The sequence below is a fragment of the Sphingobacterium sp. UBA5996 genome (assembly GCF_002429765.1).
In the GTDB taxonomy this organism is placed as follows: domain Bacteria; phylum Bacteroidota; class Bacteroidia; order Sphingobacteriales; family Sphingobacteriaceae; genus Sphingobacterium.
This window is the reverse complement of sequence record NZ_DJAS01000016.1, coordinates 155,331-174,847: the sequence shown is the minus strand read 5'-3', so window position 1 is coordinate 174,847 and position 19,517 is coordinate 155,331. Positions and strand designations below refer to the sequence as shown.

Annotated in this window: 14 protein-coding genes; 4 read left to right on the top strand and 10 right to left on the bottom strand. The window is 43.4% G+C overall.

Annotated elements, in window-relative coordinates:
* Positions 1-105: 105 nt before the first annotated feature.
* Positions 106-753: a hypothetical protein gene (locus tag B3E00_RS12740; protein WP_293938686.1), complete on the top strand. Its 648-nt coding sequence runs from the start codon at positions 106-108 to the stop codon at positions 751-753.
* An 80-nt stretch (positions 754-833) separates the two neighbouring features.
* The gene (locus tag B3E00_RS12735; protein WP_293938684.1) at positions 834-1,163 is read left to right on the top strand and encodes a hypothetical protein; all 330 of its coding nucleotides are present in this window, start codon (positions 834-836) and stop codon (positions 1,161-1,163) included.
* Between the two features lie 105 nt (positions 1,164-1,268).
* On the opposite strand, the gene B3E00_RS12730 is transcribed toward B3E00_RS12735, so the two are convergent.
* Positions 1,269-2,273, bottom strand: coding sequence for a hypothetical protein (locus tag B3E00_RS12730; RefSeq protein WP_293938682.1), 1,005 nt, complete (start codon positions 2,271-2,273; stop codon positions 1,269-1,271).
* 360 nt (positions 2,274-2,633) lie between these two features.
* Here B3E00_RS12730 and B3E00_RS12725 point away from each other — a divergent pair, with 360 nt between their 5' ends.
* Positions 2,634-4,229, top strand: coding sequence for a TlpA family protein disulfide reductase (locus tag B3E00_RS12725; RefSeq protein ID WP_293938681.1), 1,596 nt, complete (start codon positions 2,634-2,636; stop codon positions 4,227-4,229).
* 175 nt (positions 4,230-4,404) lie between these two features.
* Here the strand turns inward: B3E00_RS12725 and B3E00_RS12720 are convergent, their stop codons facing one another.
* The 6 genes from B3E00_RS12720 to B3E00_RS12695 form a co-directional block, all read right to left on the bottom strand.
* Positions 4,405-6,087, bottom strand: a complete 1,683-nt coding sequence (locus tag B3E00_RS12720) for a RagB/SusD family nutrient uptake outer membrane protein (protein WP_293938679.1) — start codon at positions 6,085-6,087, stop codon at positions 4,405-4,407.
* A 16-nt stretch (positions 6,088-6,103) separates the two neighbouring features.
* The gene (locus tag B3E00_RS12715; RefSeq protein ID WP_293938677.1) at positions 6,104-9,082 is read right to left on the bottom strand and encodes a SusC/RagA family TonB-linked outer membrane protein; all 2,979 of its coding nucleotides are present in this window, start codon (positions 9,080-9,082) and stop codon (positions 6,104-6,106) included.
* Positions 9,083-9,477: 395 nt separating this feature from the next.
* A complete protein-coding gene (locus tag B3E00_RS12710; protein WP_293938675.1) occupies positions 9,478-9,858 on the bottom strand; it encodes a response regulator in 381 nt (126 codons plus the stop codon).
* Entirely contained in the window at positions 9,833-12,100 is a 2,268-nt protein-coding gene (locus tag B3E00_RS12705; RefSeq protein WP_293938673.1) for a PAS domain S-box protein, read from the bottom strand. The genes B3E00_RS12710 and B3E00_RS12705 overlap by 26 nt, the downstream gene beginning before the upstream one ends.
* Positions 12,101-12,283: 183 nt before the next feature.
* Entirely contained in the window at positions 12,284-12,457 is a 174-nt protein-coding gene (locus B3E00_RS12700; protein ID WP_293938671.1) for a hypothetical protein, read from the bottom strand.
* A gap of 39 nt (positions 12,458-12,496) precedes the next feature.
* Positions 12,497-14,056: a fimbrillin family protein gene (locus B3E00_RS12695; RefSeq protein ID WP_293938670.1), complete on the bottom strand. Its 1,560-nt coding sequence runs from the start codon at positions 14,054-14,056 to the stop codon at positions 12,497-12,499.
* A gap of 248 nt (positions 14,057-14,304) precedes the next feature.
* On the opposite strand from B3E00_RS12695, the gene B3E00_RS12690 reads away from it, so the two are divergent.
* Entirely contained in the window at positions 14,305-14,934 is a 630-nt protein-coding gene (locus tag B3E00_RS12690) for a response regulator transcription factor (protein ID WP_293938668.1), read from the top strand.
* A gap of 68 nt (positions 14,935-15,002) precedes the next feature.
* Here the strand turns inward: B3E00_RS12690 and B3E00_RS12685 are convergent, their stop codons facing one another.
* The 3 genes from B3E00_RS12685 to B3E00_RS12675 form a co-directional block, all read right to left on the bottom strand.
* On the bottom strand, positions 15,003-15,494 hold the full coding sequence (locus B3E00_RS12685; protein WP_293938666.1) for a DUF3347 domain-containing protein: 492 nt from the start codon (positions 15,492-15,494) through the stop codon (positions 15,003-15,005).
* A 65-nt stretch (positions 15,495-15,559) separates the two neighbouring features.
* Complete coding sequence (locus tag B3E00_RS12680) at positions 15,560-18,073, bottom strand: zinc-dependent metalloprotease (protein ID WP_293938665.1); 2,514 nt, start codon at positions 18,071-18,073, stop codon at positions 15,560-15,562.
* A 19-nt stretch (positions 18,074-18,092) separates the two neighbouring features.
* Entirely contained in the window at positions 18,093-19,517 is a 1,425-nt protein-coding gene (locus B3E00_RS12675; protein ID WP_293938663.1) for a RagB/SusD family nutrient uptake outer membrane protein, read from the bottom strand.

Below are 19,517 nucleotides of genomic sequence, written 5' to 3'. Positions count from 1 at the left end.
AGGATTTGTTTCAATAGATCGCAAAAGGTAGTGGTTTGCTAAATATATTAGTTTTTTTTATTGTTATTTGTTATCTTAGTATTGTTAACCAGTTAATAAAAAATTATGAGTCTAAGATCAAGGCGTGTCGACGACCCTCTGTGGAAATCTATCCTGGAGCAAACATTTTCGCATTTTTTACGATTTATTTTTCCGAATGCTGATGCCGTTTTTGATTTGAGCAAACCCTTCGATTATCTCGATAAAGAGTTTGAGCAATTATTCCCTCCGGAAAGTAATGGCAAGGGGGTCCGTTATGTAGACAAGCTTGTAAAAGTTTTCTTAAAGGATGGCAGCGAGCAGTTTGTACTGTGTCATGTAGAGATACAGAGCAATAAAGGCAGGGGCGATTTGGCCGAACGTATGTTCCGTTATTTTTATAGAATATGGGATCGTTACAAAGTTCCAATTACAGCTATTGCAATCTTGGCAGATGACAACAAAGGTTATCAGCCGGAGGTCTTTACCCAGGAGTTTATGGGAACATCATTGCGCTACGACTTTAACAGTTACAAGATCCTCCATCAGGAGGAGTCGGAATTAAGAGCCAATGAGAACCCATTTTCTGTCATAGTCCTAACCGCACTTATGGCCATATTAAACAAGAAAGTGACCGATGAGGGATTGAAAGAAATAAAGCATGATCTCTATGATGAAATGATGAAAAGGGACATGGATAAGGACACTCGCCAGGGGCTATATGATTATCATTGATTTAATTTTTTTTAATAGGAAATGATGCTGTTATGAGCTAAGCTCATAACGGTTTCTAACTTACTACGTAAGTTTTGATAATGAGGAAGTTTTGGGTATATTTCCTCAAAAGATTAGTTCTAAATGGCAGAGGAGAGATCGATAAATTGCTTTTTGTATGCAATTTATCTAAGTTTGAACAAGAGATAAAAACAAAAATAGGAAGGAGCGATACTATGGGCACTCAAGAATATTTATTAGATAAGGCTGAAAAAAAAGGCATTCAGAAAGGAATTCAGAAAGGTAAGATTGAAGGTAAGATTGAAGGTAAGATTGAAATGCTTAGAGAGCTAGGTTTTACTATTGCTGAAATATGCCAAAAACTTGGTCTTTCCAATGGTGAGGTTGAGAAATATTTCAAAGGAGCATAGAAACTGTATTGGTCTCCATCTTTCAGTTAGATCAGATGTAGGGCTTGAAAAAAGTAGATAACGTAGGCATAGAGAAAGGCAATATGTAACGAGATCTGGAAAGCATCATTGAGATGCTTTCCAGCTTTGAAATAATTTAAATTTTTCCGTTAAAACGGTAGAAATATCGCTATACAGCGTTTCATCAAATAAAATATCATTTAGAAACTGATCTGTGGCGCTAAAATTCTGCTCATAAATCTGTTCAAACACTTCAGCCTGATTTAAAATATCTAATACGATAGTGCGAATGTAAAGCGATACACGATTACCTTCAGGATCTTTTAGTATTCTATTTGTAGTAATATGATATAAAAAACTGGAGAGCTGATCAATAGCTACCAATTGATTTTTCCAAAGATGACTCTTGAGATGATGTTCAACAAAATCCAAAATAGTTTCTGCATCCCCTTTTAGTGGCAACTGATATACATCATCAGTAAGTCGTAGAAACCGGCTGTCAAACAACCATTTGATAATCGAAGTGTGTGCTCGTCTTAAAAAAGGAAAGTTCTCAAAATTATTTTTTCGATCATAGAAAACTCGGCTTACAATTTCTGATTCTTGACGTATCGATATCCAGCTATTATAGGATAGCTGGTTTTTTGAACTTTTAGTATAGTTCAAAACAAGGATTTTTTCTTCCTCTATGGATAATTTATAGCTCCAGGTGTCATCATTAATATGCACTGGTGGACCCATTAACATTTCTGTTTCTTCCCGAGATGCGCTCGGTGGAGGGAGTACATCCCAAAATTCTTCAGGTTTGGGATCAGGATGTTTATCAGAATGTTCTCTATGAGTGAAGATGATGCTGGATAAGTAAGCTTTAAATTTATAATTGTCGTTACGAGGGCTAATTGGGGGTTGATAATGATCATTAATAATATCGTAAGCAAACCAAAATGATATATTTAATGATTTACAAATAATGCTTTTTGTCCCCTGATTGCTAGTGATTGTTTTTGGCAACTTTCCTAAACCATGATGCTCAAAAAACTGTACCAAAGAGCTATCTGTTGAGGCTAGTCCAACTAATTTGATTAACTCGCTCTGTTTAAATCCACTCATAAATATGTTTATATTTTTAAATCAATCCATTATTTAAAATAAGAGCTTAATTATTTGCAGCGGATACACTCATCATATGGAGTGTGAAGACACGCAAGCTCTTTATCTGAGTAATACAATATTACAAAATGGCAAGTTTATCTGGGCTTGTTAATCTACAATTGGTAAGGTTGAATTTGTATTTGGTATATCCCAAGCGATTTTCTCGAGCATGCTAATAATATTGAGAATTTTGAAGGTTATACGTAAGCTGTTAAAACCATTTCCGAAACGGCGTGGCTTTAATGAATTCAAGCTTCTGTAATTTATATTGCACATAGGGATTAAATGATTAACTTTAGGAAAACCAACAGCCTAGATATGAAACTTACATTACTTTCTTTTTTTTATTTGTTCTTTTTATCTTTTGCTACGGCACAATTATCTACTGAAAAAACGCCGAAGGCCGATCCAAATGGCTGGATAACGCAGCAGTTGGCTAAAGCTAAAGTGAAAAAAAGTCTTACTTCGTATAAAAAGAATTTCTTTCAATTTGATACTGTGCGCATCATCGGATTTATCGAAGATTATAGTCCTGCATTAGAATTTACAAGTGGTATTATTTATAGCAGTAATGAGCTGACGCGGGAAGATTATCCTACCACTGTAAAGATTCATCCAGACGGCCGTTTTGAAGCGAGTTACTTAGCGACCAACCCAAAGCTCGCTTATATTCGGTTTAAAGATAACCTATTTGATTATTATATCGAACCAGGGCAAACACTGGCTTTACGATTTAAAATGACTGCAGACCAAAATGTAGAACTAATAGGTTATGAAGGTCCGCTTGCTGCCGATAATCAGCAGTTCAAAGATTTCAACTGGGGGAAGAATCCGCGCGCATTTTATCAAGGTCTGGAAAGAATGTTGAAAGAGAATGCTATTTCAGCAAACAAAAAGCAGGTTGTTGCGGAATGGGATTCCGTTCAAAATGATGTAAACAAGCGTTTGGCACAATCCAACTTCTCCGTCAAGTTAAAAAACCTGATCCGAACAGACGTTGCACTCTATTATGCCGTTCAATTAATGGATATGGAAATGTATCGAAATAATTATTTAAGAAGCAATCCGACAAATAGCTTCTTGAAAGAGCCACTCCCCAATGATTATTTTGATTTTATAGCACGCTTAGATCTTAATGATCAGGCTATTTTGACACAAAATGAATTTTCTACCTTTATCAACCGATTCGAGTATTCGACACTATTTAGCCGTGATGCCTTAAATGGTAAACGTCAAAAGGACTTTTATTTTGTATTGGATTCGGCAAATCGGAAAGCTAACCCTACTATAGCCAATACGTTGGTCTCAGAAGTTGCAAAACTACGTACATTACAATCTGCACTAAATGGTGCTGCCGATGCAGCCGCGATAGCAAAAACTACTGATCAGTTGCGGGCCATATTGACAAACGAGGATTTAAGAGGTGAAGCGCTCAGTCTGGCAGACCGTGTATGGAAGTCCAGAAACGGCTATGTACTACCCCAAACCGATGCCGCCGCCATTTTTAAAAAAATGACAGATAAGTATCGTGGTAAAGTCGTTGTCGTGGACTTTTGGGCACAGTGGTGCGGTCCCTGCCGATCGGGTATTGAATCAATGCAAGGCAAACGCCTAAAACTCAAAGATCATCCGAATGTGGTGTTTGTTTTTATAACAGATAGTGAAGGGACTCCAGATATGGAGTTTTATAAAGACTATATTGTTAAAAATAGCATGTTTGAATCTTATCGGGTTTCTGCAGATGAATATAGGGCCTTACGCGAATTATTTAAATTTAACGGAATTCCGCGCTACGTACTCATGGATCCGGATGGCAGAATTAGAAATGATGATTTCCAAATGCATAACCTGACAACTGAGCTCCCAAAAAACTATCCGCAGCTGTTTACATATCAATTCATGGAAGGGATTTGATTTCCTGTTTTTTATTATGGGCCATTTCCCAAACGGATTGGCTTTGCCTACATCATGACTTGCTCAGAAGAACAGGGATGATTAGAATCAAGGGTTGAACGTAAAAACGACGAAGAGCCCAGTTGTACTTAAAACAGACTGGGCTCTATTCGTTTAAATCGATTCTTTTCGCGCTTTAATAACCCGGATTTTGTGTCAGACTATTGTTGCCGGCAATGGCTTGATTGGGTACGGGAAAGCGATTCAGATGGGCCGAAGTACTTGGATTATGATCCCACCATTTTTCTGTGGTGAATGCTTTCCATCGGATCAAATCGGTTCGCCGGCGTCCTTCGCCTAAAAATTCAATACTCCATTCATCCAGAATACGGTACTTGTCTATATTGGCTACAGTTACGGGATTAGGATCCTGCTCTTGCGCAAAATTCCGTTTTCGGACGGTATTGAATAGTGCTGCAGCTTTTTCCTTATTTCCTAACCTGAATTCACATTCGGCAAGCATATAGTATATTTCAGACAGTCTGATAATCGGCATATCTGCACCCCAGCGCAATGTATTGTTGGCAAGATTTGGGATGGGTACCTTGACCAGGCGTATACCGGTGTTTTCCTCGCCTTCGGACATCTTTGAGGGCAGCTGGTCAATGGAGCTGTATTTTTTTTCAGGCCCAACTTCTGAAAAGCGGCCCACTTGGTCGACAAAGTCCAGGGGTTTATCTTTGTATTCTTCACCGCCAACAATCGCCTCGCCGCTGGGTGTCTTATGCGGGCCTACGATAAACATACCTTCGTATTGGTCGGTGCCGTGGTAGACATAGGGTGCTTTGCGAAGATCGCCTTGGTCGAAAGTCTCAAAAGGTGAACCTAGCTTAAAGTCTGCTGCGTAAAGGGAGCCATCGGGTTTCTTGGATGGGGTTAGGTGGGCACCATTGTTGCCGCCCATATCTTGTGCAAAGAACTGCCGGGTGTTATAATGGTAGAAATCTGCATAAAACCAATTGTACTCCAGCATCTTGAATTCTGATGGCATAGACCAAATCATTTCGGGCGATTCATGGTTTTTAAATCCATGTATGCCGTTCCATTTGGTATCCAAGCTGTAGTCGCCATAAACTTTATTGACAATGTCCTGAGCCAACTTTTGGCTCTCTGCGTACATGGACTTCCCGATATAGGCCTCTGCATTGAAGTAGAGCTGTGCAAGCATGGCTGCAGCTGCAGCTTTTCGGATTGCCCCTTCTTCTCTTTCGCCGGCCTTCTTTGCCGGTAGATTCTCTATCGCTGCTTTGAGCAGCTTCTCGATATGCGCAAAGAGCTCCTGATCGCTATTGCGCGGCAGGGATTCTTGGTCTAGGGATTCGAAAATAGGCATACCACCAAAATAATCTAACCCGCGCAGATAGAAATAGGCGATCAAGGCATCGAGTTGGGCCAGGTCTGCTGATTTGCGTTCCTCCGTAAGTGTAAATTTGCTGTAGTCCAGTTTGCTCAGGTCGCTCTTCGCATCAAGCGCCAGGGCAACACCCATCAGCGTGCCACGCCAGCTGCCCCAGACCCAGTTGTCGTCCGCTGTCCAACGGTGGTAATGGTAGCGCTCATTCTCGCCCCCATTGTACCAGTGCCGCCCTTTGGTGGTGATGGCAAAATTGTCGGCGGTGTATTCCTGCAAGCGCCAGCGGTCTTCGCCCATATACCACTTGGCATGGGTAAATGGTCTAAATAAGGCGGCCTTGATGTCTTTTTCACTTTTGAAGAAGGTGTCCGGTGTGACCGAACTATAGAATTCTTGATCCAATTTGGTGCATCCGGATAGCAGTAAGGCTACGGATAAGGTGGCTATGGAAATATATTTTTTCATGTTTGTCCTGCGTGCTTTAAAAATTTACTTGTAAACCCATCATAAAAGTCCGTGTCTTGGGATAGACATTGCGCTCTTCGAAACCCGGTTCAAGACCATTGATATTGACTTCCGGATCTAGCCCCGTGTAGTTTGTAAACACAAAGAGGTCGCGTGCAGTGGCATATACCCGCATGGATTTTAAGGGCTTGATCCAATTTTGGTTAAAGCGGTAACCGATATTGAGTGCGTCAACCTTGAGAAAGGTACCTTTCTCTAACCAGTAGTCACTCAGCTCTTTTTCTCCTTTGATATTTTTATGTTTGTCGTAGGCTTCTTCCAGAACATTCTGTCCTTTTACATTGGGTAAGCTGTAGTACATGTTGATCATATTGAACACATCGTGCCCGATCCAGCTGCGCATATAGATACTGGCATCCCAGTTTTTATAGCTGAACTGGTTGTTCCAAGAAAGCTGTAGTGTTGGAATCGCATTGCCGACAAATGACTTATCGCCTACCGTTTTATTCCGGTCGCGCACGTCAAATGCATTACCATCTTTATCGTATAGTTTCCAATAGCCGTCGTCGGTAAATCCTGCAAATTTCCAGAGGAAGAAGCGACCAATGTCCTCGCCGGGATATAACCGCACCGCCGATCCTGGTGAGCCGGGAGCCGGGAAGTCCTTCCGGTCTGTAAAGGTTTGGCTACCCCATAAGGTGTTGAGCCTGCTTTTATTATGCGAACCCACTAGGCTTGTTGTATAACTGAAATTTTCGTTGTCTACGGCTTTGAAGTTCAGTTCAAATTCGTATCCCGTATTTTGCATGCTGCCCACATTCATGGTTGTTCGATCGTGGATTGCTGGGGGCTGGGATACGCTGATGTCGAAAATCAGATCATCGATCTTACGTTTGTAGATATCAAAACGGCCACTTAAGCGATTGTTCAGTACGGAAAAGTCCAAGCCAAGGTTGTATTCTTTTTTGACCTCCCATTTGATATCTGGATTTTGGTTGTGCATCACACCGTATGTCCTAAACCATTTACCATCCTGTAGAAACCAGGTGTCGGCACTATACATCCGTGTTGCCACTTTTGCATCAAAGCCTTCATTGCCCGTTTCGCCATAGCCTGCGCGGAGTTTTAGGTCGTTGATAAAATTAACATCTTTGAGGAAGGACTCCTGTGAAATACGCCAGCCTGCGGAAAGTCCAGGGAAGAAGCCCCATCTGTTTTTAGGGGCAAATTTGCTGGATCCTTCGTACCGCGCCGTTGCGGTTAGGATATAGCGATCCAGATAGGAGTAGTTGACGCGGCCAAAGAAAGCGGCAAGTTTGACCCATGGGTTTTTCCAGGATCCAAGACCTGCCCGACCGTCTGGTAGATAGGTTCCTGTACCCATGTCGTTATCGGCAATACCATCCACGGGGAAATTTGAGTTTTCGGCAGAAAATCCTTGCCCATTAAAATCTTGATAGCTGTAGCCTGCTACTGCATTTAAAGAATGTTCGGCCCATCGGTTGGTGTAATTGGCAGTCCACTCGAAGATGCGGTCATTGAATCGGCTGTAATATTGCTTGGCAAATCCATCCACATTATTTTCCCGCGAAATGCGATGTTGCGCTGATCGATAATAGTTGCCATGTTCGCTGTTGTTTTTTACACCGATGGTCGCACTGGTGGTCAGGTGTTCTGTGAGGTTTAATTTTAAGGTCGCATTGGCCAACAGGTATTTGAACTGCTTTTCATCGCTGCGCAGGCGCGCCTCAGCTACAGGATTCCAGGTGTCATATCCACCTTCCAATACATTGTATCCGCTCACATCGTTGGCATCATAAGGCGTTTGGGTAGGATTGAGCACCAAGGCCATATTAAAAATGTCATTGTTGTTGAAGATATCGCGATTGGAACCGAAAGCTTGTACCTGATTGTAACTTACATTGGTGCTCAACTCGGCGAAGCCGTCGAAAAATTTAAATGCGCTGTTGATCCGCCCACCAATTTCTTCCCGTTTGGACGTGATCGCCATGCCTTTGGCGTCGCGTTTGGTAAAGGTGGTATAAACATTGGCATTTTCGGAACCACCACTGATGTTGGCGACCTGGCGATGGCTGAATGGATTGTTATTGGTAACCTCATCATACCAGTCTGTACGGTGTCCGAGGTCTTCACCGAGACCATATTCGACAAATTTCTCTGCCGATAATACCTGTGGACGTTTGCGAATAGTTTCGACAAAGTATTCGGACGTAAAATTCACTTGCGCCTTGCCGACCTGAGGTCTTTTGGTGGTGATCAGGATGACACCACCGGAAGCCCGGGTGCCGTAGATCGCTGCCGCGGAGGCATCCCGAAGTACGTTGATGGTTTCAATATCTTCTTTCGCAACGGAGTTGATGTCGCCCCCGGGAACACCGTCAATAACCACCAAGGGACCTTGTGAGGCATTGACCGAATTGACACCACGCAATTGCAAAGAGATACCTGCATTGGGATCCGTGCCGTTGTTGGAAAGTACACTGAGACCGGGTACTTTTCCCTGAATCGCCAAGAGCGGTGATACAGCCCCCGCGACCATGTCTTTCTGCTTGATGCTCGATACGGCACTGGTCAATTCTTTTTTGTCGAGTGTACCGTAACCCACCACGACAGCCTCCTCAAGCTGCTGGGTGTCTGACAGCAGTTGCACATTTACACTGGAAGAGCCATTATAGGCAATTTCCCTGGAGGTAAAGCCAATCATTCGGATGATAAGGACGGCATTTTTCTCTACATTGGTGAGTGTAAATCCACCATTGGCGTCGGTGGAGGTGCTGATGGTGCTACCCTTGATGGAGACAGTGGCACCAACAATGGGGTTGCCCTGCTCGTCCTTGACACTACCCTTGATTTTAGTTTGGGCTTCCTGAACATAGGGGGCATGAGGCAATGCGTAAGCGGCTCCAGCAGATAAACTGCTGCTGAATAGCAATAATTTAGTAGCCACTTTAAAACTGTTCATTTTAAAATTCATGTGCTAATGTTTATTAATAAGTGTATTGGTTGTTTACGCTGAAAGGGGTAGTCGCAATCTTTGTAGCATGGTCAAGATGCTTTTCGGACTCCAGATAACATAGTTATGTTTAAATTCAAGATACTGCATATAATTGGTGTGATTTGAACCCTAAATGTACAGCATAGAAAGGAGAGGTATTGCCTGTTGAGACAATATGAGGATATTTTGAGAAGATTTGATGCGATGAAGGCAATGATAATGCCTAAGATCGATAATTGCTAATATCGGTATGACCCTAAATTGTATTGTTTTTTAAGATGATTCGTGGTTTGACGGACAGCGTTGAGGTCTACAATGGGGTTAGCCTTGAAATCTCATGTTTTTAAGGTTAATAGCGTATATTTGTTTTTTACTTATGCCGGCTCCTCTCCAAAGGGTATCGATCTTAAAACATCCTTTGTTAAGGGTTTTGGAAGATAAGAGCGCACCATGCTGTTGTCTTCCGCTCGGCTTCGGTCTCTTAAATCTACCGAAGAAGTTAGCATATGTATATTTAGGTTTTCCTTGTTGGGGTAATCTTGCATCGATTCCAGAAATTCCCAGCCATCCATAATGGGCATATTGATATCCAAAAACACGAGATAAGAGTTTTGCTGATTTTTTTGGATATAATCGACCGCCTTCTGTCCATTTTCTAAAATAATAACAGTCGCATCGGGATAAACACTCGAAATGATTTTGTCATGGATAAAATTGATGACAGCGTCGTCATCTATCAGTAGTATCTGTTCCATTTTCGTGATGAATAAGGTTTGTTTTAACAATGATCTGCGCAATCACTTCATCTAATTCTTTTGCGGAATCCATAATCAGATCCATAATTTCGGCCGTAGATTTTCCGCCCCCTTCTAATTCCCTTGAAAGGTAAATTAAGCTCATGATGCGTGTCAGTGGAGCGCGGATGATGTGAGACTGCAGCCAGGCGATTTCATGAAGGGTGTCGTTCTGCTTCTTGATTTGATCCATAGCCTGACGGGAAGCCGTAATGTCTTGTATCGTGCCCTCAATTTTAATGGCATTTCCTTGCTCATCTGCAACCAATCTCACTTCTTGATGCACCCATTTCAGCCTTCCCGACAGGGTAATGATTTCGTGTTCAAAGCTTTTGGTAGTTCCGGGCTTCAGATGGTAAATGGGATCATCCTCCAGCAGATACCGATGTTTGGGCGGCAAGGTCTGCTTTACATTTTCTAACGTTGGAATAAAGGTGTCCGGTGAACAGTCATAAATTTTGTACATCTCATCACTCCATTCGGAGATGTCCGAATCTATAGGCCTAAACCAGTAGCCTAGCTTAGCAATTTTTTGGGCCGTCTTTAATTGCTCATAAGCCGTTTGCAATGCTTTTTCTGCGAGCTGCTGTTTGGTAATGTCCTTTCCGACAGCGACAATGGTTTTTGATTCTGCTGCGACAGTGGCTGACCATTGTAACCATTTCAATTCACCCTGCGCCGTTAAAAACCGACCCGAAAAACGTTCGGTTAATTGACCGCTTATTAATAACGATAATCCTTCAGCTGCACGTGCCCGATCATCGGGATAAATAAGGTCAAAAATTGCTGTAGTATATAAATAGGATTTTTGATACCCCATTAGGTGGGCAAAAGCATGATTACATTTCTGGATATAGCCATCAAACCCAACGATGCAAAGTGGATCTGAAGAAATATTAAAGACATTACGATATTCTTCTTCTGTCACTTTTTGTTTGACAAGTGGGCCAAGCTTTTCACTTATCTGGGTCAGTAACGTTATTTTCTCCGCGAGGATTTCTGGTGCCGATGTAGAAAAGCATACGATGCAGCCGAGAAATTCATGGCCATACATAATCGGTAGACCAATGCCTGTCGAAAGACCTACCATCCGGGCAGCCTCAGCGCGTAGGAAATGCTTATTTTCCCCGAGCTTGTCCCAAACAATCACCCTTTTTTCTTTCCAAACGCCACCTGCTAACCCATCACCTTCTGTACAGGATGTAAATTCTGCTGTCTGTTGGTAAAATAGGTCGAACTTACGCTGCTGTACTGATGTCGAGACAAGGTGTAACTCGCTGTGGTCTGGAGCAACTAACCATATTTCGCTCACGCGTATTTTGGGGAGCAGGACAAGCCGCTGTAGGGCTTGATCGAGCGAAGATACCAACGAAATAGACTTCGCAAATGTTAACGTCAGTTCGGTAAAAAGATCACTAACGATTTTCTCTTTAATTTCGGACGTTACTTCGTGTGTGTTCGCTATAATACCTTCAATCAGCGGTGTGTTGAGGTGATTGGACAATTCTGTTTTAAACCAGCGCAGGTCGCCGTTTACATCGGGAAATCGATAGGCGTCAATGGATACGGACATTGACTCTTTTATTTTGTCAAGTTGCTCCATTACGCGCGGCACATCTTCTTCATAGATAAAAGCAAACGCATTTTTGCCCAAGAATGCGTCGGGCTCAATCCCCAAAACGGTGGTGGAGGTGGGTGCTACATATTTATAGTTGCCTTCTAGGTCAATAATGGCAACCAGATCCCGTCCATTTTCGATCAATGATCGATATCTTTTCTCACTGAAGGATAGCTCCTGATACGCCGTGACTAAATTTCGTTCTTTCTCATAGAGCTCCGTTAAATCGGTGGCGGTAACGATTTCCGCTTTTTGGCCGTTGAAATTGATGGTGTTGCCCCTAATCTGTACGTATATGATGCTGCCATCGCGTCTCTGGTGTCTAAAAATACTTTTCTTAAACTTTGTACGTCGATTTCTGGTTCTTTCTACTGCTGCCTCCAGTTTTGGAATATCTTCTTGCGGACGAATATCCTTGATCGTCATCTGCTTAAATTCTTCCTCGCTATATCCGTATTGATGAATGGCTTCTTTATTTACCGCAAGAAAACGCAATGTATCCAGGTCATAGATCCACATGGGTAATGGGGCGAGATCAAATATGGCTCGATCAAAATCGGATTTTTCGGTCGTTATACTTAGCATACAGATACATGAGTATATGTTTTTAAACAGTAAAAAGTCGTGTAGCTAAATATAGGAAAAAATAGATAGATTATATCATTGACAAGATAATGGTAAAAAAAAGCAAGAGCGACATTCGCTCTTGCTCTAATATCTCCATGAAATGCTTGTTAAATAGCCTGATTGATATCAGGTTTTATGGTATTACCAATCAATCGTTCGGAAATCGTCATCGGATCTACTCCAAGACTCCTGTGGATCCGCGCTGCGGACGGATTCGGATCCTGCTGCAGATCCTGCCGCAAATCCTTGTTCAAGGTCTACTTCCATGCCCACAATGCGGGGGGCTATATAATTTTTCTTTTCTTTATGGCTCATGATAACATTATTTTTTGTTCGTATAAATAGTGATAGAAATTAACGACAGGCAATTTTTTTTCTGCCACTACCGCCTCCGACCATAGTGGTTTTGCCTTGCACGACCTGTGTAATTTTGACTGTATTTGAAACCGGGTTCCAAGGCACGGTATTGAATGAACCTGCTGTCAGCACCAAGGGATATAGTTCGCCGCCAGAGCTTTTACTGCCATATAGGCTAACGGTTCCTTCGCGGCTAATAACGACCCGTATGATGGGATTCGCTTGGGTACCGGTCATGTTATAAATTTGAGGAATTGTACCTCCAGCAGTATTGATGCCACCATGAAGGCTGCCATCTGCAAAAGCGACATTTCTAGGCGCAATAGCGATATTCGGTTCAAATTGCATTTCTTGTGTCGCTAATTTGATTCCGTTCACCTCCATATTGAACGAGTTGTCCATCTGTAAAATATCAAATACGAAACCATAATCTGCTCCTGGTGCTGTCAATGTCTGCTCAACAATACCCCCATTAGAAACAACTGTGCCGTTCACATTTGCACCGTTTCCTGAAGCAGGATAATTCCAATTGAGGTTGGCACCACCGGTTACTTCTTCTGTACAGGTTTTGAAGTTGAGGTTTAGATTGTAACGCTGACCGGGAATAATTTTTAGGCCCGCAACGGACACATTATTCTTGGTTTCGCCATCAATGGTAATGGATCCAAAATTGAATACAGCATTTGTTGTACTGGGATGAATCAATAGCGTTGGTGCACTGGATAGGGCGCGTAGGCCTGTACCAAGTGTGGGAAATACAACAGCTGCTGTGGCCGTGTTGCTGTTGTAGGTGATCGTACCGTCTGCTAATCTGAGGTTGGCGCTTGGATGTGTTGGCCCAATAGTGATGCTGCCAAGATTGGTAATAGCTCCCGTCATTTCAGTAGCCATGCTGAGATTGGTGGTCACTTCGCTATATTGATGTTTGAGGACAACGTCGACATTATTGTCTCCCGCTTGAACTGTTAGATCCTGTTTGAAATACATCAGGTCTGCGCTGATATGATCAAGACTGGCTGTGGTAAGCGCCGTCTGCGCTGTCACGGTAGGTACTGTAGCTGTACTATTGGTGGAGAAGGCTACAAATGTGTATGCCTGTCCTGCATCTAACAGGATTTCATGGTCATTATCGACCTGGTTTGTATAGGTCTTTTCGGTGACATAATCTCCCGCTTTGTTATAGACAACAATTTTGTACTTTACATTTTGCCCGAGTGGGGTACGCTCTTCGGTAACAGCGGCACGATGAGCCGTCGAGCCCCGCAAAAGGCTACGCTGTGAAGTGGACGGCGCAGGAGTCAACGTGGCGTCAAAGGAACTGGATTCTGTTAAAGGGATCAGGACTGTTTGGTGGGATGTCGTCGTGCTGCTTCGGTTGCCGGCTTTTATGCTGGTGACAGCTGGATTCTCTACACCCAAAAGATGAATACTCACGCTAGCCTTCCCAGCCAATGAGACACTGTCCTTACTCTCTTTACAGGAGTAGATGCTCATACTGGTCAATGCCGCGAATGACAGCATGCTTATACTGCCAATAGTTCTTAATTTAAATAACATTTTAATTTTCAGTTGATTTATACGATGCCTATCTTCCCATAGAATCTTCAGTAAATAACTGGAGAGGGAAAAATTTGTACAAAGCAACTATAACGCGGCTCAAATAGCAATCAAAGGGTGTTCTTATACCAATTTTTTGCTATGTATCGGGATTAGAATAGCAAATTTTTGCTATATAAGCATGGGGCTCATAAGGAGTTGATTTAAATAATTTACCTTTAGAGCATCTTTACTTAAAACGAACTATATTGAAGAAATATTTTGATAATGCAATTGTACTGGATGATCAGGAGCTCTTTTCGGCTGCATTTTCACTGCTATTGGAGCGTTACAGCCTTTTTAGCTTTGTTAAAGCCTGTAACGATTCACATGAATTTTTTGCTTTTTTAAATTCTTTTGGCCGCAAAAGCATTGTGGTATTTCTTGATTATTATCTTCCTGAAGGCAATGGTTTGTCTTTATTATCTGAAATCAACAGAATCAATAAAAATGCAAAAATTGTCTTTTTAACCAGTGCATCATCTCCATTTCTGATTCGGAACTTGAAAAGCTACAATCCAGCGGGCATTTTGAGCAAATCGTGTCATCTTGATACTTTAAAAGAATGTGTTCAAGATGTGGCTTCGGGAAAACCATTTTTGGATCCGCTATTCGAAGACATTCTCAGTCAGCAAGAGTTTCTGCAAGTAAAATTCACAGCAAGGGAGATCGAGCTTTTGAAGCACTTTGCTGATGGCCAAACAATCGCGACGACGGCAGAGAAAATGTTTTTGAGCCCTCATACCGTTGTGGCACACCGCAGAAATATGATGGCTAAAGTTGAATGTAAGTCGATAACGCATTTGCTGACTTTTGCGAAGGATAATGGTTTAATTTAATTAAAAAGTTCAGAACACCGAAATGTCCTGAACTTTTCTTGAATGAGAGTACCGCGTTCGTGCGGGAATTAATGGCAGGCTACGGGCTTGGGGTAATCGGCTGTTGCCATTCCCTTAACCACTTGGCCACAATTGCGCATCGAGGCTGCGTACGGATTTTCTATCGTCTTGTCGTAACTTAACCAATACCCCTTTTCCATCGGACAGTACTGTAGGTACACGGCTTCGTCGGTACATTTCATCGTCTCCATAATGGTAAATAGGGATTGCGTAACGGCAGAAAAAGACGCTTTCATGGCGGTTAGATCTTGTGCGGCTTTCAGGCCGGCTGCGTCGGCCTTCATGGTTTGGCTCACTTTCTTTAGACGCATCATGTCGTCGAGCTGTAATCCTTTCAGCCGAAAGTTCTGGACTTCTTTTTCCAACTGAACGGCATGTGCTTTGCCGCTGGCAAAATTTTCATCCTGGATGTCCTTTTTTACCTCCATGTAGCTTTTAAATAGTCGGTCGCGTTGGGCCTGTGCGACATCTTGCCCGTGGCTGGATTGACAGGAAATCATGAGAAGACTGATCAGGCAGGTGATGTAAATTCCTTTTAGTTTATTTTTCATGCTATTATTTTCTTTTAAATGGCTGATGAGCGCTCGAGTAAGCTTTGATTTTGAATGCGTTTAATTTCGAGCAACATCAGCTCAAGGTGTTGTCTATTTAAAGGGTCTTTTTGTTGTGCGGCAAGTTGATTAATTGCCGGCACGAGAGTGCTCAGATAATTTCGGACATACAGCTGTACATCGCTGCGCTGTGCTTGTGAAATGATATCGGATCCTTGTGCGATTTTGGGATTGATAAGTTGATTGACTTTTTCAAGAAAATAGCGTTGTTGTGCGCGTTTAAATACGGCCATACGGCTGTCGTCCAGGGGCAGGGTCCATACCGCTCCGCCAATATCATTCAGATATTCGTTGAGGCCGTAGGGGTTGGTACTGGTGATAGACTTCATGTACACATTATAGAGCATGCCGGGACTCATCAGCATATTCAGCATTTGCTCTTGCTGATCGCTGATCTCCTTGTTGGCATCTTTGCCGATCAGCTCCTGAATGTCTTGGGGATATAACCATAAGGGTGGGGTCAATACGTTGTCATTGACATACTGCATGGCCGATTTGACCTTTTCTCTGGGGATGGCTGCATAGACGGGGCCAGCTTGGCCACGTACTTTTTTTGTAATCTGCTGACTGCCTATATTTTTTAAGACATGGTACAGGTAACGGTCGAACTGTGCCCGCACGGCTTTATGCATATCCTTTAGGTTGCTGTAATCGTCGCCGGGTTCATTGGTCCATTCGACCAAATTGGAAACCACTCGCTTTAGATTTTTGATTCCATATCGGCTAGCCAGCATGGCATCGTCACCAAGATCTTCTTTTTGGCCACGTGGGTCTTCGTCGTTCCCTTCGCCGCCAAACCACAGCTTGGGATTGGCCGTCAGGCTATCGGTCACCTGTTTGCTGAGGTAGAGTTGCTCGTCTTCGCCGCTCGAAAATTGGGGTAGATATTGGTACCCCCATTGGATGGCCCATTTATCGTAGCTGCCGATACGGGGATAGATGCCGGCTAGCCCCACACCGTCTTCGGGCTGCGCCACATAATTGAACCGTGCGTAGTCCATAATGGATACGGTATGGCCATTTTTTTCTACCCACTTCTTGTCGCGCAATTTTTCTACGGGCGTTTGGCTACTGGCGCCCATATTGTGACGAAGGCCCAAACTGTGTCCTACTTCGTGCGACGACACAAAGCGGATCAGCTGCCCCATCACTTCGTCGTCTAGCTGCATTTTTTGTGCTGCCTTGTTCAATGGACCCACTTGCACCATAAACCATTGCTGAACGAGTTTCATGACATTATGATACCAGCCTACATGGGCTTCGATAATCTCGCCACTTCGGGGGTCGGATATGCGTGGCCCATAGGCATTCGCTTTTTCGGAGGCAAAATACCGGATCACCGAGAATCGGGCATCCTCGAGGCTCATGGTGGTATCTTGCTCAGGCCATTCTTTGCCTACAATGGCGTTTTTGAATCCGGCTTGTTCGAATGCCTGGTTCCAGTCGTTGATGCCGGCAATCAGATACGGGCGCCATTTTTTTGGGGTCGCCGGATCGATATAATAGACGATCTGCTGTTGAGGCTCTACCAGTTCGCCTTTTAAGTAGCGTTTTAGATCTTTCGCTTTGGGCTCGAGACGGTAGCGCTGTATAAAATTCAGGGCTTTGGACCGCTGGTCTTTATCGGTGAATAGAATATACTTGTTGGCAAAATATCCTACGCGGTCATCGTAAATCCGTTTGTTCATCGGTACTTTTGGCAACAGGACCATGGAGGTGTTGGTGGTAAAGGTCAATGAACCGGTTGCGGTTGCTGCGGGCGTACCTGATGTGGAGCTGTAGGTTTTGGTGGTCTTTACTTCCAGATTGATGGGGAATACCTTCATATCGGTAATGAAAGAACGGTCATCTGCCAAGGAGGATAGCTTATTTTCGCTTTTTATTCTGCTGTCAAAGGAAAGTGCGGCGTTGTCTTTTCGGAAAAGGTCGGTCACCTCCACCAAATAACTGTTGCCCCCTGCTTGTAGTCCTTTGATATCCAAAATAGCGATAATGGGATCTTCCTGCGACTGGATCAATGCCGTACGAATGGCATCGTTTTCGGGCGCGTCCTGCTTGTAAATCGCTGCCCGCAGCTGGATACGGTCGCCCAGGCCTTTTTCGAAGTAAAGTGTCTGCTCATTCAGCTTTTCGCCTCCATACATCGTAAATCCCTGTGGAGCCGACACCAGACGCGTTACGGTCAGAAAATAACGGTTCAATATACTGTCGGGTATTTCCAGGTACCACTTCTTTTCGGATTCGATGACATTAAAAACGCCTGAGCGGGAAATTCTTTTTTTATTTAAAATTTTACTGTAGGCCTCATAGAGGTCATTTTTTGTTTTCAGGGTATCTGTTTTAGCCGCTGTCTTCGTATCGGTCTTACTAGCCGTTTTATCGGCTTTCTTTTCCACGGGTTGCTGCGCTTGGACTATACCGCCAGACAAAAGCAGGGCGAGGGTACTAAAGATAATTTTGTTTTTCATGTGTTTGTTATAGCATCTATTAAAACGGTACGGCTTCGTCTGTATTTAACCGTAAGTTTGGGTTTAACTTCATGGCATCCAATGGAAATGGAATGATGTACATCCTGGAGTTTGGCGCCAGCGTATAGGTCTTTTGCTCGACCGTCTTATTGACAATCGGGAAGACACGGACGAGTGTTTTGGCATATTCTTTTTCGAGATTTAAGCGTTTCAGATCAAAGAAACGGTGGTACCCGATCGGCAGCTCGCGACGGCGCTCGTTAATAACCAGATCCATCGCTTCCTTGCGTGTCGTCGGAACCGGAAGGATGGCCTTTTCGCCTTCAATGCGCGTTTTGCGTAAGCTATTCAATAGGCTGATGGCTTTGGCATATTGATCTTGACGGGCATAACATTCGGCCAGCATCAGGTAGATTTCCGGTGTTTTTAATCCTACGGTAGGGAAGAAAAATGCGGTATACCTGACATTGTAATAACTTGCTCCGGCCCCGATATCCAGAAAGCTGGCATTGGTCTTGGTATAGAATAGGCTAAAGCGCTTGTCTTCTTTATCGAACATGCTCGTCAGTTCGGGGCTCAACATGTAGCTGTACCCAAAGTTCATTTCGGTGTACCCGTTGATATACATGTAGCTCAATACTTCGGGATTATTTTCGGCGATGATAGGCGTCTTGCTTGGTCCGCCTAATTTTTCGTACTGCACCAGGTCAATGAGCTGCCCATTCAGCTGCATGGCTTTTTCGGCAGCCGCCTGTGCTTCGGCAATTTCCCTTTTAAAAAGGTGCACCTTGGCTTTCAGTGCATAGGCAAAGGCCAGCGATGGGTGATAGGGATTGGCGGGTTTTTCCTGCAGATGGGGTATAGCGTCGTCAATATCCTTTTGGATAAAATCGTATACCTGCTGCACGGTTGCTTTGGCTGGTTTGGCCTCCAGGTCATATTTGTCCATAATGCAGACACCGCCGTCCTGCGCTGCGGTGCTGGCATCATAGGCCTTGGCGTAGACATTGATGAGGTGGAAATAATCAAAGGCCCGAAACATCTTGGCCTCGGCTTTGGCCAGGGTTTTCAATTGGCTATCACCTGTACTCTCGTCGACCAAAGAAATAATCATGTTCCACTGTGCAATGTATTTGTAGCACTGGTTGTAAAAGCTCGATGAGTTGAGTTGACTGACCCTGTCTTCCTTTTCTTGAAACAAAAAGTTGATGGTATTGATGTTCGGCGTCAAACCGATCACATTGGATTCTTTGAGGTATTGGTCATCGACCAGGTACTGAAAATTATTGACGGGGTAGCCTCTATTGGGATAGGCCACCAAATCGTAATAATCTTGCGTAGTGCTTACCAGTTGGGATCCTTTTGGTGTAATGTCGAGGTATTTATTGCAGGCGGTAAAGACTGCCAGAGTCGCACATGCCGCCATTATGGTTTTTATAGTCAT